The organism is Paraburkholderia aromaticivorans (genome assembly GCF_012689525.1).
Lineage (GTDB): Bacteria > Pseudomonadota > Gammaproteobacteria > Burkholderiales > Burkholderiaceae > Paraburkholderia > Paraburkholderia aromaticivorans_A.
In genome coordinates, this window is the sequence record NZ_CP051515.1 from 1,519,420 (window position 1) to 1,545,762 (window position 26,343).

The window sequence follows — 26,343 nt, forward strand, 5'->3', positions numbered from 1 at the left end:
GTTGGCTGGCACGAACAGTCTCGCCGGCAGGTCTCCTGGCTGGCAGGTCATGGTCCGCCGCGGCCTTCCCGGTCGAACCAGTGGCGTGGAGCGCAGGCGGACTCGCTGCATACAGTTGCGGGGGCAGCCACAGCGGCACTGTGTTCCCTCTTCGGCCCCGAAGGGCACCGGCGGCTGTATTATGCCTTTTTTCGAACAGCACAACGAGGCTGGACGCTTTGATCGGCGTGGCACAGCGCATTATTTGAAGACACAGAATGAGGATGAATGCATGCCCGCGTGGCTGACGGTGGTGGGCATAGGCGACGACGGCTTTGCCGGTTTGGGGAGGCCCGCGCGGCGCGCTTTGCTGGAAGCATCGGTGGTGTACGGCGGTGAACGTCATCTGGCGATGCTGCCCGCGCGTGTCACCGCGCGCCGTGCCGCCTGGCCGCGCCCGTTCGATCTCGCGCCGTTGCTGGCCGAGCGCGGCGCCGCCGTGTGCGTGCTGGCGAGCGGCGACCCGATGCTGTTCGGCGTCGGCGCGACGCTCGCGCGGCAATTGCCAGCGGAGGAGTTGCGGGTGCTGCCGGCGCCGTCGTCGTTGTCGCTGGCGGCCGCGCGGCTCGGCTGGCCGTTACAGGATGTCGCGACGGTGTCGCTGGTGGGGCGGCCGTTGCCCACGCTGAATGCGCATCTGCACGACGGCGCGCGCGTGTTCGTGCTGAGCGCGGACGGGCGCACGCCCGCGGCGCTCGCCGAGCTCCTGAACGCGCGCGGTTTCGGGGCGACCCGCATGAGCGTGCTGGAACACCTGGGCGGCGAGCTGGAGCGGCGCATCGACGGCCGCGCGGATCAGTGGTCCGCGGGCGACGTGGCCGCGCTGAATCTGATCGCGCTCGAGTGCCGTGCCACCGAAGGCGCGCCGCGTCTGCCGCTGACCTGCGGTTTGCCCGACGATGCGTTTCGTCACGACGGCCAGTTGACCAAGCGCGACGTCCGCGCCATCACGCTCGCGCGCCTCGCGCCGACGCCCGGCGAATTGCTGTGGGATGTGGGCGCGGGCAGCGGCTCGATCGGCATCGAATGGATGCGCGCGCATTCCACCTGTCGCGCGATTGCTATTGAAGGGCATGCGGAGCGGCAACGCTTTATCGAACACAATCGCGATGCGTTGGGTGTGCCGGGGCTGCAACTCGTCGCGGGTCGCGCGCCCGAAGCACTGCAGGGATTGCCGGTGCCGGATGCTGTGTTCATCGGTGGCGGCGTGACGGCGCCGGGCGTGCTGGAGGCCTGCTGGGCCGGTCTGCGCGAGGGCGGCCGGCTGGTTGCCAATGCGGTCACGTTGCAAGGCGAGGCGGTGTTGGTGGCGTGGCGCGAGCGGCATGGCGGGACCTTGACGCGGATCGCGCTGGCGGACGCGCAACCGCTTGGCGGCTTCGATACGTGGCGGCAGGCGTTGCCGATCACGCTGCTGGAGGTGACGAAGCAAGTCGGTGGCGGGCGTGAACCTCATTGGAACCAATGCCGTGATTAACGCCACCAACGCCACCAACACCGACTCATCGCCAGAACCCTGATGCGCGAAGAAACGCCCGAACGACCCGCGCCGCTTCGTAGCGGCTACACGACCGGCAGTTGCGCCACCGCGACGTCGCTGGCGGCGGCGCGTCTGTTGCTCGCGGGTATCGTCAGCGAAGTCGCGGAGATCGTGTTGCCGAAAGGCCAGCATGTGCCGATGCCACTGGTGTTCTGCCGCCTGATCGGGAATGGCGATGAAGGCGCCGAAGCCGGCACGATCAAGGACGCCGGCGACGATCCCGACGTTACGCACGGCGCGGTCGTCTTCGCCCGTGTGCGCCTCGTCGCCGAACCGGGCGTGATATTTCGCGCGGGGCCGGGCGTCGGCACGGTGACGCGCGCGGGGCTGACGCTGCCGGTCGGCGAACCCGCGATCAACCCGGTGCCGCGCAGAATGATGACCGAGCATCTCGCCGAACTCGCGGCGGAGCATGCGTATGGCGGCGGCTTTGAAGTGACGATCGGCGTGGAAGGCGGCGAAGCGCTCGCGCTGAAAACGATGAACCCGCGCCTCGGCATTCTCGGCGGCCTGTCGATCCTCGGCACTACCGGCATCGTGCGTCCGTTTTCGTGCTCGGCGTATATCGCGTCGATTCATCAGGGGATCGACGTCGCGCGCGCGAACGGCTACACCCATCTCGCCGCCTGCACCGGCAACGCGAGCGAGGACGCGATGCGCGCGCATTACGGCCTGCCGGATATCGCGCTGATCGAAATGGGCGACTTCGTCGGCGCGGTGCTCAAGCATATGAAGCGCGCGCCGGTCGAGCGTCTGAGCGTGTGCGGCGGCTTCGGCAAGCTCAGCAAGCTGGCTGCGGGGCATCTCGATCTGCATAGCCGCAATTCGAGCATCGACCTCGAACGGCTCGCGCAATGGGCCGCCGGGCATGGCGCGGACGACGCGCTTCAGTCAGCGATCCGCGCGGCCAACACCAGTCAGCAGGCGGTCGCGTTGGCGCACGCGCAGCAGGTGCCGCTCGGCGATATCGTCTGCCGGCATGCGCTGGCAGTGGCGCGCGAGATCGTGCCGCCGCAGGTCAAAGTCGAAATGTTCGCGATCGACCGCCAGGGCAAGCTGATCGGAGCCGCACAATGAAAATGAAGCGGATTCTGCTGCTCGGCGGCACCGGCGACGCATTGCGGATCGCGCGGCAACTCGGCCCTGAGCACGTGTATAGTCTCGCCGGCCTCGGCAAGGTGCCGGACGATCTGGCGTGCACGGTGCGCGTCGGCGGCTTCGGCGGCAGCGAGGGCATGGCGCGTTACATCGCAAGCGAAGGCATTGGACTTGTGATCGACGCGACGCATCCCTATGCCGCGCAGATCAGCGCGAACGCGGCGCAGGCGAGCCACGCCGCGCGCGTGCCGTATTGGGCACTGCACCGTCCGGCCTGGCAGCCGCAAGCCGGCGACGATTGGCGCATGGTCGACGACTGGCACGAGCTCACGGATGCGTTGGCGCCGTTCAGAAAGCCGCTCTTCACACTCGGCCGCGAACCGCTCGCGCATCTCGACGAGATCCCGCCGCATCAGTTCTGGACCGTGCGTTGTCTCGAAGCACACGAAGACACGGCACGTGCGCGGATACTTGCGGCGCGCGGTCCATTCACGCTCGAAGGTGAACGTGCGCTATTCGCCCTGCAAGCCTTCGACGTGGTGGTCAGCAAAAATAGCGGCGGCCAGGCGACCGAGGCAAAACTCGAAGTCGCGCGTGAACGCGGGTTGCCGGTCGTGATGCTGCGCCGTCCTGAGTTGCCGGCGGCAGAGAGGGCGTTCGAAAACGTGACCGACCTGCTTGACGCGTTGCAAGTTGCGGATTGAGCTTCCGCCTGAATGGAATCGCACATGCGTACCATGCCGCCTCAACGAATCATGGAGTAGTGAATGACGGTGTTTTTTATCGGCGCGGGTCCTGGCGATCCGGAACTGATCACGGTGAAAGGGCAGCGCCTGGTGCGCAGTTGCCCGGTGATCCTGTACGCGGGTTCGCTCGTGCCGGCCGCGGTGCTCGAAGGTCACGCGGCGGAGCAGGTCGTCAACACCGCCGAGCTCGACCTCGATCGGATTATCGCGTTGCTTGCGGCCGCGCATGCCAAAGGCCAGGACGTGGCGCGTGTGCATTCCGGCGATCCTTCGCTGTATGGCGCGATCGGTGAACAGATCCGCAGACTGCGCGAACTGAAGATTCCCTACGAGATCGTGCCGGGCGTTACCGCCACGGCGGCGTGCGCGGCGACGCTAGGTTGCGAACTCACGTTGCCCGATATTTCGCAGACGCTGATCCTCACGCGCTTCGCAAGCAAGACCAGCATGCCCGAAGGCGAACAGCTCGCCGACCTCGCCCGTCATCGCGCGACGATGGCGATTCACCTTGGCGTGCGGCACCTTGCGCGGATCGTCGATGAATTGCGGCCGCATTACGGCGGCGCGTGTCCGATCGCGGTGATCTATCGCGCGAGCTGGCCCGACGAGGAGAAGATCACCGGCACGCTCGACGATATCGTCAGCAAGGTGCAATCGACATCCATCGAGCGGACCGCGCTGATTCTGGTCGGAAAGGTGCTCGACGCGGAAGGCTTCGCCGACTCGACACTGTACGCGAAAGACTGAACCGGCCTACGTAAAAAAACCCATCCGCGCACCCTGACACAGTGCGCGGATGGGCGATCAACATCAGATCAACAGCGAATCCTTTACGCTGTCAATTCATCCGGCTGCTTCGCCGCCAGCTTGACGCGCAATGCCTTGGCGGCCCGAACCATATTCGTCAGCGCCGCTTCCGTTTCCGGCCAGCCGCGCGTCTTCAGCCCGCAATCCGGATTGACCCACAGACGTTCGGCGGGAATCACCTCGCACGCGCGTTCCAGCAGACGTTGCATGGCTTGCGCATCCGGCACGCGCGGCGAGTGGATATCGTAGACACCCGGGCCGATTTCGTTCGGATACGCGAAGGCACCGAAGCCGTCGAGCAGTTCCATTGCCGAGCGCGAGGTCTCGATGGTGATCACGTCGGCATCCATGGCGGCGATCGACGGCAGAATGTCGTTGAACTCCGAATAGCACATATGCGTATGAATCTGCGTTTGATCGGCGACGCCCGCTGCTGAAATGCGGAACACGCGCGTGGCCCATTCCAGATACGTGGCCCAATCGGCACGACGCAACGGCAAGCCTTCACGGAAAGCCGGCTCGTCGATCTGGATGATGCGAATGCCGGCCTTTTCCAGATCCACGACCTCGTCGCGGATCGCGAGCGCGAGTTGCAGCGCGGTGGTCGAGCGCGGCTGGTCGTCGCGCACGAACGACCATTGCAGCATCGTCACCGGACCGGTCAGCATACCTTTCATCAGACGCTGCGTGAGCGATTGCGCGTAGCGTGTGGTCTCGACCGTCATCGGTTCGGGACGGTAGACGTCGCCGTAAATGATCGGCGGTTTTACGCAGCGCGAACCGTAACTTTGCACCCAGCCGTTTTCCGTGAACGCATAGCCCCACAACTGTTCGCCGAAATATTCGACCATGTCGTTGCGTTCGGCTTCGCCGTGCACCAGTACGTCGAGGCCCAGCTCCTCCTGCTTGCGCACGGCGATCTCGATCTCGGCGCGCATGCGCTGCAGATAGTCGAGCGCGCGCAGTTCGCCGCGCTTGTAGGCGGCGCGCGCCTGGCGGATTGCCGGCGTTTGCGGGAACGAGCCGATCGTGGTGGTCGGCAGGAGCGGCAGGCCGAGCGCTTCGCGCTGCAGGCGATTGCGTTCGGCGAACGGGCTTTGCCGGTCGGCCATCGCGCTGCTCACCGCGGCCACGCGTTTTTGCACGAGCGCGTTGACCACCGCGTTGGAACTGCGGCGTGCTTCGAGCGCGCGGTCGGCGGCGGCGAGCGTTACTTCGGCCGCGGCGGGGTCACGCAAGGCGAGGGCGAGTGTGGCGACTTCGTCGAGTTTTTCGGTGGCGAAGGCGAGCCAGGATTTCAGATCGGCGTCGAGTTTTTTCTCCGCGTCGAGCGAGACCGGCACATGCAGCAACGAGCACGACGACGATACCCACAGGCGCTCGCCGAACTCCTCATGCAAGGCCTGCAACGATTCGACGATCTCGCCGAGATCCGCGCGCCAGATATTGCGGCCATCGATCACGCCGGCCGACAACACCGCGTGCGCGGGCAACGCCGCGCGCCACGCGTCGAGTTGCTGCGGGGCGCGCACAAGGTCCACATGCACGCCAGCGACGGGCAGCGCAGCCACACGCGGCGCGTGCTCCGCGGCGCTTTCGAAGTACGTGGCCAGCAGCACTTTCACGCCCGACGTGCCGAGCACGTCATACGCGGCGGAAAAGGCTTCGACCCATTCGGTGGGCAGATCGACGCACAAGGCCGGCTCGTCCAACTGCACCCATTCGATGCCGCGCTGCTTGAGCGTGTCCAGCAGACAGCCGTAGCGGATCACGAGCTTCGGCAGCAACGACAAACGGTCGAAGCCCGCGACATGGCTCTTCGACAGCCACAGATAAGTGATCGGCCCGATCAGCACCGGCTTGACCGGCAGATTCAGCGCGAGCGCTTCATCGATCTCGTCGAACAGCCACTCGACGCCGCCGTCGAAACTCGTCTGCGGTCCCAGCTCGGGGACCAGGTAGTGGTAGTTCGTATCGAACCATTTGGTCATTTCCATGGCCGGTTGCGCGGCGTTGCCGCGCGCGAGCTCGTAGTACTGGGCAAGCGACAACGTCTTCGGATCGAAGCCGAACCGCTGCGGCAATGCACCGAGCAGCGCGCTCAGATTGAGCATCTGGTCGTAGTACGCGAAATCGCCGACGGTGACGAAATCCAGCCTGGCGTCCTGCTGCAATTGCCAATGACGGGCGCGCAGTTCACGCGCGACGCCACGCAGATACTGTTCGTCCGATTCGCCGCGCCAGAACGATTCCTGTGCGAATTTCAGTTCGCGCTGCGCGCCGATGCGAGGAAAACCGGGAATATGCGTGCGGGCCATGTGAAGTCCTGTTGTTCGTTGTGTGAATTGGCGCCCAGTGTGAAAGTCGCGCTATGATTCATCAAGCGACATGTTTTCACCAATGTATGAGCCAGATTCATATCAAACCTTATTCGTTCAAAGCGGAGCCATTCCATGCTTGAGCTTCGTCACTTGCGTTCACTGATTGCCATTGCCGAGTCGGGCAAATTGGTAGCGGCTGCCGAGCGCGTGCATCTGAGCCAGTCCGCGCTCTCGCATCAGATTCGCGATATCGAGGCGCACTATGAGGTGTCGCTGTTCGAGCGCACCAAACAGGGCTTGCGCTTCACCGCGGCCGGCGAGCGGCTGCTTGCGCTCGGCCGCGAAACGATCGCGGCGGTGAGCGCGGCGGAGCGCGATCTCGTGCGCCTGAAGGGCGATACGCGCGGCGAGTTGCGCATCGTGCTGGAATGCCATACCTGCTTCGACTGGCTGATGCCGGTGATGGACGAATTCCGCCGGCGCTGGCCGGAAGTCGAAGTGGACCTCGTCGCCGGGTTCCACGCGGATCCGTTGCGTTTGCTGAGCGACGGCAAAGCCGATGTGGTGATCGGCTCGAAACCGGCCACGCGGCGCAACCTGCATATCGCGCCGCTGTTCCGCTTCGAGATTCTGGTGGTGATGGCCAATGAGCATCGGCTGCGCAACAAGCGTCGGGTGGCGTCGGACGATCTGCGCGACGAGACGTTGATTACCTATCCGGTGCCCGAGGCGCGCATCGATCTGATCCGGCAGGTGCTGGAGCCGGCCGGCATCAAACTCGAACGGCGCACGGCGGAACTGACCATCGCCATCATGCAACTGGTGGCGAGCCGCCGCGGGATCGCGGCGCTGCCGAACTGGGGCGTGAAAAACTACGTCGATCACGATTACGTGCTGGCCAAACGCGTCGGCACGGAGGGACTGTGGAGCGAACTGTACGCGGTGGCCGCGAAAGGCTTCGCGAACCGGCCTTATTTCGATGATTTCGTCACGATCGTGCGCGACACCTGCGCCGCGCAACTCGACGGCATCGAGTTGCTGACGGCGGAAGGCCAGGCGGCCTGACGAGCGCGCGGCTCGCTCAACGGCGCTTCAAGAACCCGATTTCAACTGCGCCCACAAACGGCCTTCCAGTCGCTTGATCTGCGCGGGCAAAGGCTTGAGCAGAAACAGCGTTTTCAGCACGGGCTCCGGCGGATACACGGTCGGGTCGTTGAGAATTTCCGGCCGCACGAATTTGCGCGCGGCGGCATCCGCGTTCGGATAGAACACGGTGTTGGTAATGTCGGCGTGCACTTCGGGTCGCTCGATATAGTTGATCCAGTCGAGCGCCGCTTCGGGATGCGGCGCATCTTTCGGGATCGCCATCATGTCGAACCAGACCGGTGCGCCGCCTTGCGGAATGAAGTACTTGACCTCGTAACTCTTGCCGGCTTCACGCGCGCGATGGCTTGCCATCGACACATCGCCCGACCAGCTCAGCGCGAAGCAGATATCGTCGCCCGCCAGATCGTTGATGTAGCTCGTCGCGTTGAACTGCGTGATATAAGGGCGGATCTTTTTCAGCGCGTCGTACGCGGCCTGATAGTCGGCCGGATTCTCGCTGTTCGGGTCGCGGCCGAGATAGTGCAGCGCGACCGCGAACACATCGGACGGTGCGTCGAGCACGGAGACGCCGCAACTTTTCAGTTTGCTCAGGTACTCGGGCTTGAACAGGATGTCCCAGTTATCGAGGGGCATCTCGCTGCCGAGAAGTTTCTTCACGCGGGTGACGTTGTAGCCGAGCCCCGTCGTGCCCCATGCCCACGGCACCGCGTACTGATTGCCGGGGTCCGCGTCGGCGACGAGTTTTAGCAGATTGCGGTCGAGGTTCACCAGATTCGGCAGCTTCGATTTGTCGAGCTTCTGATAGATGCCGGCTTCGATCTGCTTGGCGAGAAAGTTCGAGGTCGGCACCACGACGTCGTAGCCGGTCGAGCCGGTCAACAGTTTGGCCTGCAAGGTTTCGTCGCCGTCGTACACGTCGTAGCGCACGTGAATGCCGGACTCTTTTTCGAAGTTCGGCACGGTGTCTTTCGCGATGTAGTCAGCCCAGTTGTACAGGTTGAGCTGTTTTTCGTCGGCGTGCGAGGCGGCGCTGAATGCGCCGAGCAGCAAGGCGGCCAGAAGCGGTTTCATCGTGGTGCGGAGCATGGTGGGTGATCTCATCCGGAAAGGGTTCAACGGGTCGTGGGCGCGCTTATAGACGCGTGAGGCGTTGCAGCTTCTGATTGCGCATCAGGCACAGCATGTCCGACGCGAGATGCGCGGCGGCGAGAGCGGTCACGTCGCTGTGGTCGTAGGGCGGCGACACTTCCACCACGTCCGCGCCCACCAGGTTCACGGCGCCCAGCGCGCGTACGATCTCCAACGCTTGCGCCGAACTCAGGCCGCCCGCCACCGGCGTGCCCGTGCCGGGCGCGAACGCCGGGTCGAGACAGTCGATATCGAAGGTCAGGTAAGTGGGCGCGGTGCCGACAATGGACAGCACTTCGTCGATCGTGGCTTGCGTGCCGTTGCGATGGACCCACGGCGCATCGAGAATGCGCACGCCCATGAAGTCGTCGTTCCATGTGCGAATGCCGATCTGCACCGAGCGCGCGGGATCGATCAGCCCTTCACGGATCGCCTTGTAGAACATCGTGCCGTGGTTCAGCGAGTCGGGGTTGTCGTCCGGCCAGGTATCGCAATGCGCGTCGAAATGGATCAGGCTCAGCGGCTTGCCGTATTTCTCGACGTGCGCGACCAGCAGCGGATACGTGATGTAGTGGTCGCCGCCGAACGTCAGCATGCGCGTGCCGGTGGCGAGAATGCCGCGGGCGTGCGCGATGATCGCGTCGCGAATGCCCGACGGGTTGTGCGCGTCGAACCAGCAGTCGCCGTAGTCGACCACGTTCAGATGGTCGAAAGGATCGACGCCCCACGGAAACGCGCCGAGTTCCGCGAGTTGCACCGAGGCGGCGCGCACGCCCGCCGGGCCGAAGCGCGTGCCGGGACGGAAGGTCGTGGCGAGATCGAGCGGAATGCCGGAGACGGCGACGTCCACGCCGGTGAGGTCGCGCGAGTAAGGGCGGCGCATGAAAGACAGCACGCCCGCATAGGTCGGCGCGGCTGGTTGGCCGCCGTCTTGGGCGGGGCTTTTGAGGTAAGGGTGCAGCGCGTTCAGATTCAGGGTCATACGGAGCGATCCAGTCGGTTTGAATGAGGCGCCCGTCGCACAAATATTTCTCATGTCTGCAAGAGTTAGCGAAGTACCGGCGAGATATGCGTGACGGGCAACTGGAGCTATGATTGCGGGGAAAAATTCTCGCGAAAAGCGAAGAATCTTGCTGGAAGTATCGATATTTCTAATATCTCACCCAACCAGACGATGCGCAGACTCCCACCCTTGCAAGCCTTGCTCGCCTTCGACGCCGCCGCGCGTCTCGGTAGCTTCACGCGCGCCGCGCAGGAACTGGCGCTGACGCAATCGGCGATCAGCCATCAGATCCAGCAACTCGAGGAATGGACCGGGCAGCCGCTGTTTCGTCGCATCGGCCGCGGCGTGGCGCTGACGGCCGCTGGCACGCTGTACGCGCAAACCGTGACGACGGCGCTCGCCACGCTCGCCGACGGGCGCGATCGCATCGAGCCGTATGGCAATCCGGATTCGGTGATTCTCGTGTGCGCGCCGCAATTCGCCTCAGGCTGGCTGATGCCCCGCATGCGAGCGTTCGCCGAGGCGTTGCCCGCGCTGGAGCTTTGGCTCGTGACCGGTGAGGAGGTCAACGAGATTGACCGTGTGGATGTCGATCTGGTCGTGTCGTCGAAGGCCATTCGTACGCCGGAAGTGGTGTGCGAGCCATTGCTGGAAGAAGCGGCCGTGGCGATCTGCGGACCGGTGACGGCGCGCCGTCTGCGCGACGCGCCGTTTCCCGATGTCTTGACGCAAGCGCCGTTGCTGGTGCACGAGGCGCATCCCGAATGGGCGCCGTGGCTGCCCGAATTGAAGCGCGGCGGCTTGCGCACGCGCCGGGCGATCACGGTCAGCGATCCGCGTTTTCTCGTAGCCGCCGCGGAGCAGGAAGCGGGCGTCGCGATGGTGTCGCGACTCGACGCGGGCGATGCGTTGACGAACCGCCGCGTCGAAGTCCTGCCGCAAGTGCCGGGCTTCGCGCTCGCGCCGCTCTGGCTGATGCGCTCGGCGCAGCCGGCGCGCTCGGCCGCAGTGGATGCGGTTCACGCGTGGATGATCGCGCTGTGCCGCGACGTGCAATGAGCGCGCTGTCGATCGACGGCGTGACAGGGAAAGAGCATGATGCATCGCCGGTGCGCACCGCCTGAAATTTCGCAAGCTCTGCACCGTCTTGCGGCCGCGATGCCGCTATCCTAGCGCCATGATGAAGCCCAGCACCGAACGTGATTACCGCCGACGGATCGCCCGCGTGGTCGAGGCGATTCTGCTCGAACCCGGCGCGCACCACACGCTGGAGAGCCTCGCCGCGGTGGCGCTTCTGTCGCCGTTTCATTTTCATCGCGTCTACCGGGCGCTGACGGGCGAGAGCGTCGTGGAGACCGTGCAACGTCTGCGGCTTGCGCAAGCGGCGCAACGGCTGACCGATGCCGCCGCTTCGGTCACCACGGTCGCGCACGATGCCGGCTACAACAGCCCGCAAGCTTTCGCGCGTGCGTTTCGCGGCTTCACCGGCGTCTCGCCGAGCGAATTCAAGGCACGGCAGAAACGTCTGGCCGAGCCATGCATGGGCCGGACGGCGGACGCACAGCTCAGCGCGTCGAGGAACGACGCCCCGGCTCCGGCGTTGCCTGCCGTCGAACTCACGGAGATCGCGCCGTTCGATGTGCTCAGTCTTCGGCACGACGGGCCGGTCGCGACCATCGGCCAGACCTTCCGCTCGCTCATCACGATGCTGCGCTGCGACGAAAACGCTGTGATGGATCAGCGCGTGGGCGTCTGCGTGCGCGATCCCGCGGTGAAGGATAGCTTCAGCTATCGCGCGGCGATTGTCGCTGGGCCGCATGACGTGCCGGTCGAAGCGAGCGAGGCAGTCGAACCTTTGCGGCTCGAAGGCGGACTGTATGCGGTGCATCGGCTGATCGGCCCGTATGCGCTGGTCTCGCCGACCTTTCGCGCACTTTACGGCGGCTGGCTGCCGCAAAGCGGCTTTCTGCGCGACCGGCGTCCCGCTCTGGAGCTGTATCGCAATCCCCTGGTCGCCGGTCTGCAGCAGACGTGCGTGACCGACCTGATGATTCCTATCCGCAAGGACTGACCATGTTTCGTGTGAGCTGTGCCGTCATCGCCGCCATGGCGTGCACGGCGGTGTTGTGCTGGGCAGACGCCGTGTCGGCGGATCAGGCCGACTTGCATGTGGGCGAGACGACGCGCGTGTTTCATCCTGCCGTGGCCCGCAACTGGCGTGGGGCGAAAATTGAGGCGCTGGTGACGCGCATCTGGTATCCGGTCGATACGTCGGTGCCGCAGACGCCGCGCGAGATCGGCGCGCCCGGTCAGCCGATCTTTCACGGCCACGCCGCCGCCGACGATGCGCCGCTCTCGACCGCGCGCCCCAGCTATCCGCTGCTGGTGCTCTCGCACGGCACGGGTGGCACCGCCGACAGTCTCGACTGGCTGGCCGCGGCGCTCGCCGCGCAAGGCTATATCGTGGCCGGCACCAATCATCCGGGCAACACCGCGGCGGCGCCGATGACGCGCGACGGCTTCATGCTCTGGTGGGAGCGCGCCACCGACGCGAGCGAAGTGCTCGACGGCGTGCTCGCCGATCCGATGCTCGGGCCGCATGTGGACCGCGAGCGGATCGGCGCGGTGGGGTTCTCGCTGGGCGGTTACACGGTGCTCGAACTGGCGGGCGCGCGGACCAATCTGCAGGCGTTCGAGCGCTTCTGCACATCGCCCCAGGCCGACGCCATCTGCCATCCACCGGAAGCGGCGCGGATCAGCGATGCATCAGGCGCAGCGCTCTTGACGCTCGACGATCTTTCGCCGGAGGCCAAGGCGTCGCGCGCACGCTCCGGCGCGTCGTATCGGGATCCGCGCGTCAAAGCTGTGTTCGCCATGGCGCCCGCGCTCGGCGAAGCCTTTGACAGCAACTCGTTTGCCGACGTGACGATTCCCGTCTCGCTGCTCGCGGGTGAGGCCGACGTCACCGCGCCGGTGGCCACCAATATTCACCGCATCGCAGGGTTGATGCCCAAAGCGCATGTCGAGATGGTGCCGGGCGCGTCGCATTACACGTTCATGGACACCTGTCTCGCCGACGTGGTCGCGCATCTCGCGGGCATTTGCCAGGACGGACCGGGCGTCGATCGCGATGCGGTGCATGCGCTGGCCGCTGACCGGGCGATCCGATTTTTCGCGGCGACCTTGCCCGCGCGCTGACGCTAACAGAAGTGCGTGAGCGCTATCGAACAGAGCGTGGCAGCGGGCAGTACGCCGCCGCGCCCACCACGCATCTCAATCCTCCAGCGGCGCCAACGCTTCGATCGGCATCGTCCTCTCACCGCCGATTCTGATCGTCGGCACGAACAGCAGCAGCGCGACTACGAAGATCGCGATGACGAAGAGCGAAATGAACGTGAGGTGCAGCGACTGATGCAGCACCGTGCGGATCATGTCGCTGTCGCCGAGACTGGCGGCCTGATTCTGCAGCAGCGCCTTCAACTGATCCGACGTGACCACGGCCACGCCCTTCGAATGACTGAGCCCGAAGTTGAGCACCGCGCCGAACAGCGTCGCGCCCAACGTGCTGCCGAGATTGCGCGAAAACAGATTCGACGCGGTCGCGCTGCCGCGTTCGTCCATGCGAACGATCTCCTGAATCAGAATCAGGCAACTGACGCTCGACGTGCCCATGCCGAAGCCCATGATCAGCGAGCCGAACGCGGCGACGAGCGGCGAGCCGCCGGGCGACAGAAACAGCAGCAACAGCGCGCCGAGCGGAATGAACGCGCTGCCGCCGATCAGAATGCGCCGCAAGCCGAGGCGGTGAAACGACTTCGCCGCGAGCGTGGCGCCGGTCGGCCAGCCCACCATCATCATCGTCAAGGCGAGGCCGGCGATCACCGGCGAGCGATGCAGCACGCCCTGCACATACATCGGCAGGAACGTGGTGGCGCCCATCAGGATCATGCCGGACAGCAAGGTCGCGCCGTTGGAGGCGGCAATCGGCCGGCGGCTCCATAGCGCGAAGGAGATCATCGGTTCAGCCGCGCGGCGCTCCTGCCACACGAACAGCAACACGCACAGTACAAAGACGGCGCCCGCCATCGAGGCTTGCGCGACACGGTCGTCGCCGGCGTAAGTGAGCGCCGTCATGAGCGCGGCGATCGCCGCCATGAACAGCGCCGCGCCGCCAAAATCGATCGAGGGGCGCGCATGCCGTTCCGATTCGCGCAGGAACGCGATGAAGCCCGCCGCGGAGGCGAGGCCGATCGGCACGTTCATCCAGAAGATCCATGCCCACGACATGTTGTGAATGATGAAGCCGCCGACCATCGGGCCCACCACCGCGGAAATCGCCCAGACGCTCGCGAGGTAGCCTTGCACCTTGCCGCGTTCGCGCGCGGGATAGAGATCGGCGACGATGGTCAGCGTGACCGGCTGGATCGCGCCCGCGCCGACGCCCTGAATCAGACGGAACGCGATCATCGCCGGCATCGACCACGCGAAGCCGGCTAGCACCGAGCCGATCAGAAAGATCGCGATGCCGGCCAGCATGACCGGCTTGCGGCCGTACAGGTCGGCGAGTTTGCCGAAGACCACGGTCGTCGCGGTCTGGGTGAGCAGGAACGACGAGAAGACCCAGCTATACAGATGCAGATCGCCGAGTTGCGTGACGATCTGAGGCATGGCGGTGGAAACGATGGTGGCTTCGATGGCGACCATCGCCATGGACGCCATCACGGCGGCAATGACGAGAGGACGCGACGATTGCGGGTTGCGGGACATGGGCCAGGAGTTAGTATTAGGATATAAGGCACGTCGGGCAGCGTGGCCATGGGCGGCCAAGCCGTGACGCATCAGCACGACCGTACGAGGACGGCCGGTGTCGAGTATGCACCCTGCTGAGAATGTGCGCTAACCCCGGGCGGCCTTGCGGACCACGTCGCCTTGGCACAGCGTTTGCGCGTTCGAAGCTTTCTTTCGACAAATGGAGGGTCATCATGAGGATCGAATTCACCGGACGCCGTGAAGTGGTTGCAGCGGCACGCGTCGCCTTCGAAGCCAATGTCGACGGGGCCGACGTCTGGTGTAGCGTGTCGCTGGATGCGTTGAACGACCATTTCGGCAACGACGGCCCTTCGGCCCATAACCTTGTCAACACGTTCGAGGCGAATCGCGCGCGGATTGAAAACGCTACACGCCGGGTCCTCGAAAAAAACGGGGGACAGTCCGTGGAACTCGAGACTGGCGATTTCAACAAGTCCTGAGCGGCCCGGTTTCTGATTGACGATGAGTCCGGCGTGCGCGCCGGGCTCGCAAGCGACTCAACGGCTGTTGTTCACACGCAACCCGTTCATTCCGCGCAGACCCACGGTCGCGCGCCTTTAGCTTTCAAAACACCTCGTCAAAGCGCAGCGCTTCACGATTGTTGCGTGTAGATGACGGATTCTTCCAGATTCCATAAAGGACTGCTCCAGGGTGCGGGCATTCGTTTTCGATGCCCGCGTTTCTATACTCGCGTCGCTGTTCAACCTGACATTTCAGCTACGCAGGAGCATTGACGTGAAAAAGATTTCCGCCGCGGTCGCGGCGTTCGCAACACTCGCCGCCGCCACGGCGCATGCGCAAAGTTCGGTCACGCTGTACGGCCTCATCGACGCCGGCGTGATGTACACCAACAACGTGAAGAAGGGCGGCTCGCAGGGCGCGCTGGTTCAGGCGACGAGCGGCAACATCAACGGCAGCCGCTTCGGTTTGCGCGGCGGCGAGGACCTCGGCGGCGGCTTGCAGGCGATCTTCGTGCTGGAGAACGGCTACAACGTGCAGAACGGCAAGCTCGGCCAGAACAACCGGCTGTTTGGCCGCCAGGCGTTTGTCGGCTTGAGCAGCAAGCAGTACGGCACGTTCACGCTCGGCCGCCAGTACGATTCGCTGGTCGACTTCGTCGCGCCGCTCTCGGGCACGGCGGGCACCTTCGGCGATACCGGCTTCGCGCATCCGTTCGACAACGACAATCTCAATCACTCGGTACGCATGAGCAACGCCGTGAAGTACACGAGCGCGAACTATGCCGGTCTGAAGTTCGGCGGGATGTACGCGTTTTCGAACAACACGGATTTTGCGGTCAATCGCGCCTATAGCGCGGGCGTGAGCTATGTCAACGGTCCGTTCAAGGCGGCGGCGGCCTATTTGCAGATCAACGGTTCGAACTCGACCGCCAACACGGCCGGCGCGGTCGACCTCGGCGAATCCGCGGCCAACGGCACGGGCGGCTTCCAGCTCGGCGCCGATGTGCAGCGCACGGCCGGCGCCGCGTTGAGCTATGGCTTTGGTCCCGTGACGGCCGGCTTCGTCTATACGCACAGCCAGTTCCAGAACACCGCATCGTTCGGCGCCACGCATGGCTCGATGCGCTTCGATAACTACGAAGTGAATGGCAAGTACGCTGTGACGCCGGCGCTGAGTCTCGGCGCGGCCTACACCTATACGAACGCGCATGTGGGCGGCACGTCGAGCTTCGGCTCGGATCCGAAATGGAATCAGGCGAACCTGCAGGCCGTCTATGCGCTGTCGTTGCGCACCGACGTGTATGCCGAAGCGATGTACCAGCACGTGAGCGGCAAGGGCTACACGGCGTTTATCAACACGGCGGGCGGCGCGTCGTCGACGGGTAATCAGGTGGTCGGCACGGTGGGGATCCGCACGCGCTTCTGAGCGTGATTTCTCCAGATTCAGGAACAATCCCTTCGACGCCGGGTCGTTATTCTATGAGGATTCGACGCCTATATTGACTTCAGCGGTTGCGCGGAGAGTGATTCGAAGCGCTGCTGACCATCAATTATCGGAGGTGTTTCCATCATGAAGTCCCTGATCAAGGCTGTCGTTATCGTCGCTTCGTTGGCGGCTTCGGCCACCGTATTCGCCCAATCGAATTCCCGCATCACGCGCGAGCAGGTGCGCGCGGAGCTGGTTCAACTGCAGCAGGCCGGCTATCACGTCGGCGACGGCGATCAGGCGCGTTACCCGGAAGCGATTCAGGCCGCGGAAGCCCGCGTCGCCGCGCGCAACGGCGAGACCAGCGGTTATGGCGGCAGCGTGGCGGGTTCGTCGGAAAGCGGCCGCCCGGCTGTGTCCGCAGCGGACTGGAATGCGATGTATAGCCGTTGATTCGACGCGTCCGATGCAGTGTGGGTCGGGCCGCGTTGGAAGGGACTCTTCCAGCATGGCGTATATATTCGCTTCGTCGGTATCGGTAAAGTAGTCAGGCACGCACGGTTTCCGGTGTGCGAGCGAGAGAGTTGGCCCCGGCTGGTAACAGCCGGGGCTTTTTTTTAGTGCGCTGCGGTGAGGCATCAAGATGTTCTGATGATGGCGCCTCGTTGCCGCTCGCGCCTGCCGGTTCATCGAGTTCACGGCTGCGGTATAGTCGCGCGAATAGATCGCATGTATGCTCCCGGCTTTCATATTGTCGCGAGCATTGCAGGCTCAATCTTCGATTTATCTGGAGAACAACCGTGCAGGAAATCATCGAGGGTCTCATTCGCTTTCAACGCGAAGTCTTTCCGCAGCAGAGTGCATTGTTTAAGCGTCTGTCGATGGCGCAAAGTCCCAGTACGCTTTTCGTGACGTGCTCGGATAGCCGTGTCGTACCGGAGCTGCTCACGCAGACCGAGCCCGGATCGCTGTTCGTGATCCGCAATGCGGGCAACATCGTGCCGTCTTATGGTCCGGAGCCGGGCGGCGTGTCGGCAACCGTCGAGTACGCGGTGGCCGTGTTGGGCGTGCGCGATATCGTGATTTGCGGCCACTCGAATTGCGGCGCGATGACCGCGATCTCGACCTGCAAAAACCTCGACCATCTGCCGGCGGTGGCGGGCTGGCTGCGTCACGCGGATGCGGCCAAGGCCATCAACGCATCACGCACTTACCATTCGGACGCCGAGTGTCTCGAAGCGCTGGTCAAAGACAACGTGATTGCGCAACTTGCGAACATTCGCACGCATCCGTGCGTCGCGGTCGGACTCGCGAACCAGACGCTGCGGCTGCACGGCTGGATCTTCGACATTGAAACCGGCACGATGCTCGCGCTCGACGGGCGCACGGGCAAGTTTTTGCCGCTGGCGGACAACCTCGACATCTACGCCGTCTAACTTGATGTTTGAACGTGAGAGGCGCACGATGAGACGTCGCGTGCGCGACCAACTTTCACGGCTCATGCCGGTTCGAACGGCACCCGCTGGGGCGTTGCTCATGACATAGGAGGCGAGCCATGTGCGGCCGTCATCTGTCTTCCCCCATGCGGCGCAATCTGCTGCTGGCCGGTGCGTCGTCGATCACGTTGGCGGGCTTGTCGCGGCACGTTGCCGTGGCGGCGGAGCCGGTGTCCGGCACTGCACCGAATTCGATTCCACCTGCTGAAGCGCTCGACCGCTTGATGCAGGGTAACGCCCGCTACGCCGCGAATACCCCTTCAAACAGGGACTATTCCGCTGGCCGCGTGGCGCGTGTCGCAGCGCAGTATCCGATTGCCGCCATCGTGGGCTGCGCGGATTCGCGGGTCGCGCCGGAGCTCGCCTTCGATCAGGGACCGGGCGATCTGTTCGTAGTGCGCGTGGCCGGCAATTTCGTCAACGACGATATTCTCGCCAGCCTCGAATATGGCGTCGAGTTCCTCGGCGTGCCGCTCATCATGGTGCTCGGGCATACGCAGTGTGGCGCGGTGACCGCCACGGTCAAGGCGCTCAAGGACGGAGTTCATTTGCCCGGCCATCTGCCGGAACTGGTCCGCGCGATCAAGCCCGCCGTGCAGATGGCGCAAGTGGCGAAAGGAGATCAAGGCGAGGATCTCGTTGCGCGAACCACGATCGAAAACGTCAGGTTGAATACCAACCGGCTGATCGTATCCAGACCGCTCATCGGGCCGTATGTGAAGAGCGGCAAGGTCAAGATTGTCGGCGGCATCTACGATCTGGCGACCGGCAAGGTCACGCTGCTCTGACGCGCCGCGCTCCCGGAATGTCACGCCGACTGATTCCGTGCATGTCGGGCATGGGCGGTTCGAAGCAGTGAAGCCAGAACCGCTGCTCGCGCTGGTCAACCGCTGAAGCAGCGAAACGCGAGGCTGATGCGCGGCTCCGTCACGCCCGCAAGCTTGGGAATGCCGTGCTCATGCGTGAATTGCGACGCATAGCTCATGACAAGACAACTGCCGGCCTCCAGTTCGACATGCACGATCCGTGCGGCGCCGGCGCCAACTTTCGGCCGGATCGACATACGGCGGCTCGCGCCGAGCGAGACGATGGCAATCGGCTGTGCGGGCACCAGCTTCTCTGTCTTGTCGCTGTGCAGCGCGACGCTGTCGCTGCCGTCGCGATAGAGATTGAGGCCGACGCGATTGAACGGCGCGCCCACGAGCGCGCGCACGGCTTCGAATGCTTCGCCCAAGGGCGCGGGCAGGTCGCCGGCATCACGCGCGAAGGTGGCGAGCAGACGCGGCACGGCGACTTCGCGGTCGTACATCATGCGCTGCTGACTGAGCCAGCCGACATTGCGCAGCGCTGTCTCGAACCACGCCTGCGCCGTGGCAGCCGGGATCGACTCGGGCAGATAGCGGATTCCGCCTTCCTCGTCATGGAGAAGGGCTACGGGCTCGAGCGCGAATAGGGCTTGCTGGGACACCATGATTCCGACGTGGGCTGGGCGCCGCGCGGTCAGGAAACGAAGGGCGGCTCGGGCAAATCATTATACTGTGTTTTTATACAGTGTTCATGACCTGCCGCGACCGCCAGACCGCCCTCCGCGCCAACTCACTCGCCCGGGCTGTACAGATCGAGCAGCTTGAGCGTCACGCCATTGGTCCAGCCGAAGCCGTCCTGCAGCGGATATTCGCCACCGCCGCCGCCGCCCGTTCCCGCGCCTTCCACCACGTATTTCTCGACCAGTTTCTGATCGGACGCATAGACGCCTTTGACGTCGGTAAGAAAACGCGTGCCGATCTGTTGCGCGAGCGCGTCCTGGCCATAACGCTTCAGGCCCTGAAGCGCCGCCCAGTGCAGCGGCGCCCAGCCGTTCGGCGCGTCCCACTGCTGCGTCGTGTTGTAGGTCGTCGTGACGAGGCCGCCCGGTTGCAACAAGGTCGACTGCACCTGTTTTGCTGTCTTGAGCGCGCGATCCGGCCACGCCGCGCCGACGAATAGCGGAAACACCATCGCCGCGGTCTTGTTGTCGCGCGGTTTGGCGAGCTGCCAGTCATAGTCGCCGTAATAGCCGTTGGGATTCCACAGATAGCGGTTGATGCCGAGCGCGCGCTTCGCGGCGCGTTGCGCGAATTCGCCGACGCAGCGGAAATCGCGCGTCTCGCCGCAACCCTTGGCGATGGTGATCTCGAGGTGGAACATCAGGCTGTTCAGATCGACCGGAATGATCGACGTGGTGCGCACCGTCGCGAGCGTCATGTTGTCGCCGAACCAGCGCGAGCTGAAATCCCAGCCGCTTTCGGCGGTCGCCCGCAACTCGCGGTAGACGTCGTTCGGATTGCGGCCGCTCGCCTGTTGCGCGGTCTGGATGTCCTCCAGATACGATTCGTCGCGCGGCGTGTCGAGTTCATCCCAGTAGCGGTTGAGCACCGTGCGATCCGGCATCACGACGACATTGCGCGTGGCCGAGCCGGGTTGCGTGGTGGTCTCGCCCTGCATCCAGTACGCGTATTCCTTGCGCAGCGCCGGCAGGTACTTCTGGTAGACGCCGTGGCCTTCCACCTTCGCGGCGAGCTCCACCATGTACGAGAAAAACGGCGGCTGCGAACGGTCGAGATAGTAGGTGCGATTGCCGTTCGGAATATGGCCGAAGGTATTGATCTCGTAGGCGAAGTTGTCGAGCATGTCGTCGACGAGATTTTCGTTGCCCGATTCCTGCAGCCCAAGCATCGTGAAATACGTGTCCCAGTAGTAGCCTTCGCGAAAACGGCCGCCCGGCACCACGTACGGTTTCGGCAACGGAATCAGCGAGCTGTTCGGCGGCGCGCTCGTGGTGGTGCGGGTCAGCGCGGGCCACAGCCAGTTGATGTGTTCACGCAGCGTCTGGTTGGCGGGCGGCGTGATGACCGGCTCGCTCGGCGGCGTGAAATATTGGTTGACGAAGTTCGCCAGCGAAAAACCCGCGTTGTTCTTCTGCTGCTCGTACAGTTGCACGATCGCGGCGGGATCGGCATTCGGCGTTGCGTCGACGAAGGTCTTCTGGTCCGGATAGATCTGCGCGGTTTGCACGGCAACGAAGAGATCGCCGTAGAGTATATCGGGAGCGGGCGGAAGCGGGCCGCCGACCTGGGTGTCGGCGTGGCAGACGCCGGCGAGATTGATCAGGAAAACGAAGCTCGAAGCGGCTGCTATGCGGTGCAGCCTGGTGGATTCAACGCTACGGAAAGCGGTGCGAGATGCGATATTGGCGCGCCCGAAGTTGCGCAATTGCGATGACTCAATCATGTCTCCTCCAGAGGAATGGACAACAGGATTGGTCTGCCTCGCGCCCACTGTTTCTTCTTGGGATGACAGGGCGTGGCTAGCATCGCACAAATCACAGGGCGTTACAAACGGCTATGCGAACGGCATGCGCGGGATGCGCATGCCGCTGCGCTGCACAAGTCGGGCCGGTGGTGTGCTCTTGCTGCCGGCCCGCTGAGTCTGACTACCTTCAGTTCGACGTCACGAGCGAATCGGACGGCACGATCCGCAGAGCGTTCGGATTGCTCGCCGCCGGGTTCGACCACAGCAGATGCATGCTCGCCGGACCCGTGCCGTGCACATACTCGACCTTGATCGACGCGCGCTGCTTCGCGGCGAGCCAGGTCTTGCCGCTGACGGTGGCTTGCGCCGAGGTCTTCTTGTCGATGATCTTCACGCCGTTGATCCACAGGCGCGCAACATTATCGCTGTCGATCGAGAACGTATAGAGCCCGTCCTGCGCCGCCTGGATCGCGCCGCTCCAGCGCACGCCGTAGTGAGTCGCGTTGATGCCCGCGGAGGCGTCAGGCGAATCGGTGCCGCGCTCGGTGTTCAGATCGAAATCGATCAACGGCGTAACCGACGTCTTGACCGGCGCGCTCGCGAACGTCGGATCGTTGTAGTAACCGACCTGCAGCACCGGCAGCTTCACATTGAAGCCACCTGTCAACGCCTGTGTCTCCGAGGTCTGCCACGGATGGCCGTCCGGATAGATCGTCCCCTGGAAGGGCGTCGCCGGTTCGACCGTGGCGGGTGCGCCCGGCACCTGGCCCCAGTGGAAGCGCGTATTGGTGCGGCCGATCATCAACTCCCACACGATGAACCCCGTCGACCCGCCGTAGTTCGACACAATGCCCGGCATGGTTTGACCCGTCGTGCCTGGGAAGCCGCGTTGCAGCGTTTCGGAATTCAGCGCGCTGACATTGCTGCCATTTACCGGACCCGTGTACGGGTTGCCGTAGGGATGGAACGCGTAGAAGTCGGAGAAGTACGTGCCTTCGTCTTCCTGCACTTGCGGCGCGTTGATCGGCTGCGCTGCGCCCGCGTTCAGGATGGCGATGCGCGCGTCGTTCATCAGCACCGCGCGGGTTTCCTGCAAGGCGCCATTGCCGCTGCAACCGGGTTCGTTCATCGTCTCCCAGAAGATGATGCGCGGATCCTTGCGGTGCGGGGCGACGAAGTCGGTGATGTAGCTCGCGAGACTCGCCTTATACGTGACGGCGGAATTGGACGCCGTCGGCTGGAAATACGCCTGTTCCACCGGCGTGCCCGGCGACTGCACCCACTGGCTGTTGTGCACGCCCCAAACCGGCGCCGCTTGCGGGCCGTATTGCGGCGTCGGGTTCCAGCAGTCGTCGTAGAAGATCGGCGAGACCTTGATGCCATGGCGCGTGGCGATTTTCAGCAGGTTCTCGAACTTGCTCAGGAATGCCACACGATCGTTCGCCCACACCAGGTAATGCAGGTAGACCGCGATCGTGTTCATGCCGTAGGTCTGCGCGTACGTCAGTTCGCGATTGACGATCTCCGGATCGTAGTTCTGCCAGAAGTCGATCGCGTTCACCGCGTTGGAAGGCGTGTAGACCGCGCCGACCACCTTAGAAAAATCATAGCTCGGCGACGTCACGGCCGGGTACGTGCGGATCGTGATGTTGCTGAAGGTCGCGCCGACGCCGAAGCGCCGCAGCCCGAAGCTGCCCGCCTGGAACACGGCGGGCAGGGCGTTGGTGGCATCGTTCACGCTGATCACGCGCTGCTGGTCGAGATCGACGGTGATGGCCGTGCCGCTCGTCGTGACCTTCAGGTGATGCGTGCTGCCGCCGACGATCGTGCTGACCGGATACGCGATGAAGTTGGTCCAGTTGTTGTTCTGGCGGCCGACCACCAACGAATGCGTACCCGTATCGAGGCCGATGAAGTAGCCGGTCAGGCTGTCAGGGCCGCCGGCCGTCGGGTTCGTCACGCGCACGATAAAGCCCGCGTTGGCCGCGCCGTTGCCGACCGGTGCGCTGACCGTCACGTCCGCTTCATACGACGCCGTGGCGTAGGTGCTGGCGAGCGCCACCGCTTTGTCGCCTGCGCCGGTGCCGTTGGTGGCCGGCGCGGGAATGGTGATGGTCGAGTTGTTGGCGCCGGGGCCCCAGCCTTGGGTCGATCCCGGCGCGAGGTAGTTCGTGAAGTCGCCGAAAGAAAGGGTGGTGGTGGACACCGGAGCGGGCGGCGCCGGCGGCGTGTAGGGCGGAAGGTCGAGGGTGGGGTCGGCGATCACGAGCGGCGGGGTCGTCGTCTTCATCCCTACGGGAATGGCCCTCGCGGCTCTGAATTCGCTTTCGACGTTGGCCGTGTCGGCCAGCGCCGCCGCCGAAGCGGCCGAAGCCGCTGCGGAATCGACCGCGGCCACCTGCTTGTCCGCCGACGCCGTGGCGCCCGGCGAACTGTCATTGCCACCGCAAGCGCCCAGCATGGCGAGCGCCGCAAGTACAAGGTAATTGCGCACCTGTATCTCCTGAAGTCCCCGCTTAATTGACGGTCATAATTATTATTAATTCTGCATAGGGCTAGATATAGTGCGTTGTAGCCTTATGAATTCGGAAATTGATATGAATAATATTATTAGTTTCGCCGGTCTGTATCGGTACTACCCCGGATTGTTGGACGGCGAAGATCGCGCTAGGCGAAGTGGCAACCGGTCGCGAGGACGATGCGGGTCGAGTCAATGTCATGCGCCGCGTCGATCCTTCACGGCGCCGCAGGCATAATCCGTTTTCCACCGATGCGAGCCGCGCAGCCGGCACGCGAAACCGGGGCGACGCGCTGTTTCGCGCGCTCTGAGGAAAGTCCATGCCGCCGATCACCGCCGTCCGCACGAGCGCCGTGCCACTACGCAGCGTTGCGCTGATCCTCGTGTCGATGTTCTGTTTCGCGCTGGTCGATGCGCTCGCCAAATCCGTGGCGCTCGCTTATCCGGCCAACGAAGTGACGTTCTTTCGCATGCTGTTCGGCCTGGTACCTGCCGTGGCGGTGTGCCTGCGCGGCAAGCCAATCACCGAGCGGATCAGGCACATGGACGTGCGCGGGCAGACCCTTCGTGCGCTGACGCTGCTCGGCGCCTCGGGTCTCTTCTTCGCCGGTTTGCCATACATGCCGCTTAGTGAAGCGGTGGCGATCGTCTACTCAGAGACCTTGCTGGTGATCGTGCTCGCGCCGCTGTTGCTGAAGGAGGCCTTGAAGCCGCGCGATGCGCTGGCCGCCGCGGTCGGCTTTGTCGGCGTGCTGTTCGTGGTGCGTCCGGACGGCTCGCATTCGACTTGGCTCGGTCCTGTCCTGCTGATGTCTAGCGCGTTCTTCGGCGCGCTATCGATCATTCAGATCAAGCGCATTCGCGCCTCCGACGATTCGGGCACGACGGTGCTGTATTTCACGGTGATCGGCACGCTCGTCACCGGCGCTTCACTGTTTTTCGCGTGGCGCACGCCCACGCTCCAGGCGCTCGCGGTGATGGCCTTGCTCGGCGGCTTCGCCACGGCCGGGCAATTGCTGATGACCATGGCGTTTCGCCAGGCCGAGGCCGGCGCGCTCGCGCCGTACAACTACACGAGCATCGTGTGGGCGGCCCTGTTCGGCTATGTGGCGTGGGGCGAGACGATCGGCGCCATGTCGTTGCTCGGCATTGCATTGATTGTCGGCAGTTCGATTGCCGTTGCGATGCGTGGGAAGCAGGAAGAAGGGCCGCTCGTATAGATACGCGTGATAGGTCGGCGAACACGTTTCGGCGTTGCCGGATTGCTTCGCAGTTCCAACCATCGTCGGGAAAAAATACGCATCGAAGCTGGCTTTTTCGGCCAACGGGGCATGCACAATCGGACGATTCGACGCCTGAAGAATATAAATAGAAAATGGGCGCATCCAGTTCGCGTGCGCCTTCGTACGAGACTTGATCGGTCGAACCCGCGGCCGAAGCCGCGGCCCGCATTCGAGGTCATCGCAGCGGCGTCGAATACACCCATTCGCCGCTAACCTTCTGATGAATCCGGGCACGCTTGTGAAGCCGCGGACGCGCACGTAACACGACTGGAAGGGGGAGACGTCATGTATAGCGAACCCAGGAAGATCGTTCTCGCAAGTCTTGTCGTCAGCGCGGTTGCAATTGCTGCCTACGTGTCGCAGGCCGGCAAACCCTGGCAGGCGACGGACGAATTCGGTTCGGCGCGTGGTGATGCGCCGGCTTACCGCACGCGCGGCGACACCATCAGCGGCGCGGTCATATCCGGTCCGGTCACCGCTCGCAGTGATTCGAGCAGTGCGATGGCCGGCAGCCTGCAGGCGGCGCGCAGTAGTCTGCAACGCAACGATCTTGCCGCCGCGCAGGCGCAACTGGATGCGGTCAGTTCCGCTTATCAGGACGACGATCAGGTGCGCGCGTTGCAAAAGGAAGTGCAGGCGCGCGCGGATAACGAGCAGCGTGCAGTGAACACGGCGCGAGCCGAGAAGACGCCGCAACCTGCTGCGAAGCCGGCGCGGATGTCTTCGTCGACGCAACATGGCCGGTCGCGTGAAAGCCGCGCTGCGGCCCGCGAACAGACGAACCGCGAGACGAACCGCGCGTCGAGTTATGCGGAGAGTCAGGCGGCGTTGGACAACCTGGTAGCCCGCGTCGACAGCAATAGCGCGCCGAACGTGAGAACGCCAGTGAGTGGCGGACCAGTTATGGCGAGGCAAGCTTCGCCTATTCAGGCCGGGATGAAAACGATGCAGAGCGCGAGCAGCGCGCCGGTCGTCGTGACGCCGCCGCTGGTCCAGCAAGTGCCGCAGAAACCGCCCGTGGTCTCAACCATGCCGACGGAGCCGCAAGCCGACCTGACCACGCAAGCCACGTTGCCGTCGGCGCCGTTGGTCCAGTCCACGCCGTCCGGCGGCGCGGTGGTGAGAACGGAAGACGGCCCGAAAACACGCTCGCAGGTGCGCGCGGAAATCGTCCGCGCCCGGCAGAACGGCGGACTTCCCGCGTTCGGCAATCCCGACCCCGCGGGGCCAGGCGGGGCGCCGAGCCTCACCGGCGCGCCGCGTCCGTAAC

Annotated in this window: 22 protein-coding genes and 1 riboswitch; of the genes, 15 read left to right on the forward strand and 7 right to left on the reverse strand. The window is 64.2% G+C overall.

The window, feature by feature from the left end:
- Positions 1-8 precede the first annotated feature (8 nt).
- Positions 9-187, reverse strand: a riboswitch (cobalamin riboswitch).
- A gap of 84 nt (positions 188-271) precedes the next feature.
- From cbiE to cobM, 4 genes are all read left to right on the forward strand, one after another.
- Positions 272-1,516 (forward strand): precorrin-6y C5,15-methyltransferase (decarboxylating) subunit CbiE, encoded by a 1,245-nt coding sequence (cbiE, locus tag HF916_RS18715; protein WP_168790349.1) that lies wholly within the window; start codon positions 272-274, stop codon positions 1,514-1,516.
- A gap of 42 nt (positions 1,517-1,558) precedes the next feature.
- Positions 1,559-2,656 (forward strand): cobalt-precorrin-5B (C(1))-methyltransferase, encoded by a 1,098-nt coding sequence (locus HF916_RS18720; protein WP_168790350.1) that lies wholly within the window; start codon positions 1,559-1,561, stop codon positions 2,654-2,656.
- Between the two features lie 2 nt (positions 2,657-2,658).
- Positions 2,659-3,381, forward strand: coding sequence for a cobalt-precorrin-6A reductase (locus HF916_RS18725; RefSeq protein ID WP_168792064.1), 723 nt, complete (start codon positions 2,659-2,661; stop codon positions 3,379-3,381).
- Between the two features lie 63 nt (positions 3,382-3,444).
- Positions 3,445-4,170, forward strand: a complete 726-nt coding sequence (gene cobM, locus HF916_RS18730) for a precorrin-4 C(11)-methyltransferase (protein WP_168790351.1) — start codon at positions 3,445-3,447, stop codon at positions 4,168-4,170.
- Positions 4,171-4,253: 83 nt separating this feature from the next.
- Here the strand turns inward: cobM and metE are convergent, their stop codons facing one another.
- Entirely contained in the window at positions 4,254-6,548 is a 2,295-nt protein-coding gene (gene metE, locus HF916_RS18735) for a 5-methyltetrahydropteroyltriglutamate--homocysteine S-methyltransferase (protein WP_168790352.1), read from the reverse strand.
- A 135-nt stretch (positions 6,549-6,683) separates the two neighbouring features.
- On the opposite strand from metE, the gene HF916_RS18740 reads away from it, so the two are divergent.
- Entirely contained in the window at positions 6,684-7,616 is a 933-nt protein-coding gene (locus tag HF916_RS18740) for a LysR family transcriptional regulator (protein WP_168790353.1), read from the forward strand.
- Positions 7,617-7,643: 27 nt separating this feature from the next.
- On the opposite strand, the gene HF916_RS18745 is transcribed toward HF916_RS18740, so the two are convergent.
- Positions 7,644-8,729 carry a polyamine ABC transporter substrate-binding protein gene (locus HF916_RS18745; protein ID WP_431311432.1) on the reverse strand — a complete coding sequence of 362 codons (1,086 nt, stop codon included), beginning with the start codon at positions 8,727-8,729 and terminating at the stop codon, positions 7,644-7,646.
- Positions 8,730-8,790: 61 nt separating this feature from the next.
- Positions 8,791-9,768 carry an agmatinase gene (gene speB / locus HF916_RS18750; RefSeq protein WP_168790354.1) on the reverse strand — a complete coding sequence of 326 codons (978 nt, stop codon included), beginning with the start codon at positions 9,766-9,768 and terminating at the stop codon, positions 8,791-8,793.
- Between the two features lie 192 nt (positions 9,769-9,960).
- Between speB and HF916_RS18755 the strand changes: the two genes are divergently transcribed.
- From HF916_RS18755 to HF916_RS18765, 3 genes are all read left to right on the forward strand, one after another.
- The gene (locus HF916_RS18755) at positions 9,961-10,848 is read left to right on the forward strand and encodes a LysR substrate-binding domain-containing protein (RefSeq protein ID WP_168790355.1); all 888 of its coding nucleotides are present in this window, start codon (positions 9,961-9,963) and stop codon (positions 10,846-10,848) included.
- 118 nt (positions 10,849-10,966) lie between these two features.
- Positions 10,967-11,860, forward strand: coding sequence for a helix-turn-helix domain-containing protein (locus HF916_RS18760; protein ID WP_206001911.1), 894 nt, complete (start codon positions 10,967-10,969; stop codon positions 11,858-11,860).
- Between the two features lie 2 nt (positions 11,861-11,862).
- Positions 11,863-12,987 carry an alpha/beta hydrolase family protein gene (locus HF916_RS18765; protein ID WP_168790357.1) on the forward strand — a complete coding sequence of 375 codons (1,125 nt, stop codon included), beginning with the start codon at positions 11,863-11,865 and terminating at the stop codon, positions 12,985-12,987.
- 75 nt (positions 12,988-13,062) lie between these two features.
- Here HF916_RS18765 and HF916_RS18770 read toward each other — a convergent pair whose 3' ends face one another.
- Complete coding sequence (locus tag HF916_RS18770) at positions 13,063-14,556, reverse strand: MDR family MFS transporter (RefSeq protein WP_168790358.1); 1,494 nt, start codon at positions 14,554-14,556, stop codon at positions 13,063-13,065.
- 215 nt (positions 14,557-14,771) lie between these two features.
- Between HF916_RS18770 and HF916_RS18775 the strand changes: the two genes are divergently transcribed.
- The 5 genes from HF916_RS18775 (at position 14,772) to HF916_RS18795 (ending at position 18,769) form a co-directional block, all read left to right on the forward strand.
- Positions 14,772-15,038 (forward strand): DUF1488 domain-containing protein, encoded by a 267-nt coding sequence (locus tag HF916_RS18775; RefSeq protein ID WP_168790359.1) that lies wholly within the window; start codon positions 14,772-14,774, stop codon positions 15,036-15,038.
- A 295-nt stretch (positions 15,039-15,333) separates the two neighbouring features.
- Positions 15,334-16,485, forward strand: coding sequence for a porin (locus HF916_RS18780; RefSeq protein WP_168790360.1), 1,152 nt, complete (start codon positions 15,334-15,336; stop codon positions 16,483-16,485).
- Between the two features lie 144 nt (positions 16,486-16,629).
- Entirely contained in the window at positions 16,630-16,938 is a 309-nt protein-coding gene (locus HF916_RS18785) for a DUF4148 domain-containing protein (RefSeq protein ID WP_168790361.1), read from the forward strand.
- Between the two features lie 347 nt (positions 16,939-17,285).
- On the forward strand, positions 17,286-17,921 hold the full coding sequence (locus HF916_RS18790) for a carbonic anhydrase (RefSeq protein ID WP_168790362.1): 636 nt from the start codon (positions 17,286-17,288) through the stop codon (positions 17,919-17,921).
- A gap of 119 nt (positions 17,922-18,040) precedes the next feature.
- The gene (locus HF916_RS18795; protein ID WP_168790363.1) at positions 18,041-18,769 is read left to right on the forward strand and encodes a carbonic anhydrase; all 729 of its coding nucleotides are present in this window, start codon (positions 18,041-18,043) and stop codon (positions 18,767-18,769) included.
- 95 nt (positions 18,770-18,864) lie between these two features.
- On the opposite strand, the gene HF916_RS18800 is transcribed toward HF916_RS18795, so the two are convergent.
- The 3 genes from HF916_RS18800 to HF916_RS18810 form a co-directional block, all read right to left on the reverse strand.
- Positions 18,865-19,452 carry an alpha-ketoglutarate-dependent dioxygenase AlkB gene (locus HF916_RS18800; protein ID WP_168790364.1) on the reverse strand — a complete coding sequence of 196 codons (588 nt, stop codon included), beginning with the start codon at positions 19,450-19,452 and terminating at the stop codon, positions 18,865-18,867.
- 125 nt (positions 19,453-19,577) lie between these two features.
- Positions 19,578-21,251, reverse strand: a complete 1,674-nt coding sequence (gene treA / locus HF916_RS18805) for an alpha,alpha-trehalase TreA (RefSeq protein ID WP_168790365.1) — start codon at positions 21,249-21,251, stop codon at positions 19,578-19,580.
- 208 nt (positions 21,252-21,459) lie between these two features.
- Positions 21,460-23,766 carry a PA14 domain-containing protein gene (locus HF916_RS18810; RefSeq protein WP_240975585.1) on the reverse strand — a complete coding sequence of 769 codons (2,307 nt, stop codon included), beginning with the start codon at positions 23,764-23,766 and terminating at the stop codon, positions 21,460-21,462.
- Positions 23,767-24,110: 344 nt separating this feature from the next.
- Here HF916_RS18810 and HF916_RS18815 point away from each other — a divergent pair, with 344 nt between their 5' ends.
- Positions 24,111-25,010 carry a DMT family transporter gene (locus tag HF916_RS18815; RefSeq protein ID WP_168790366.1) on the forward strand — a complete coding sequence of 300 codons (900 nt, stop codon included), beginning with the start codon at positions 24,111-24,113 and terminating at the stop codon, positions 25,008-25,010.
- A gap of 348 nt (positions 25,011-25,358) precedes the next feature.
- Entirely contained in the window at positions 25,359-26,342 is a 984-nt protein-coding gene (locus HF916_RS18820; RefSeq protein WP_168790367.1) for a DUF4148 domain-containing protein, read from the forward strand.
- Position 26,343 lies beyond the last annotated feature (1 nt).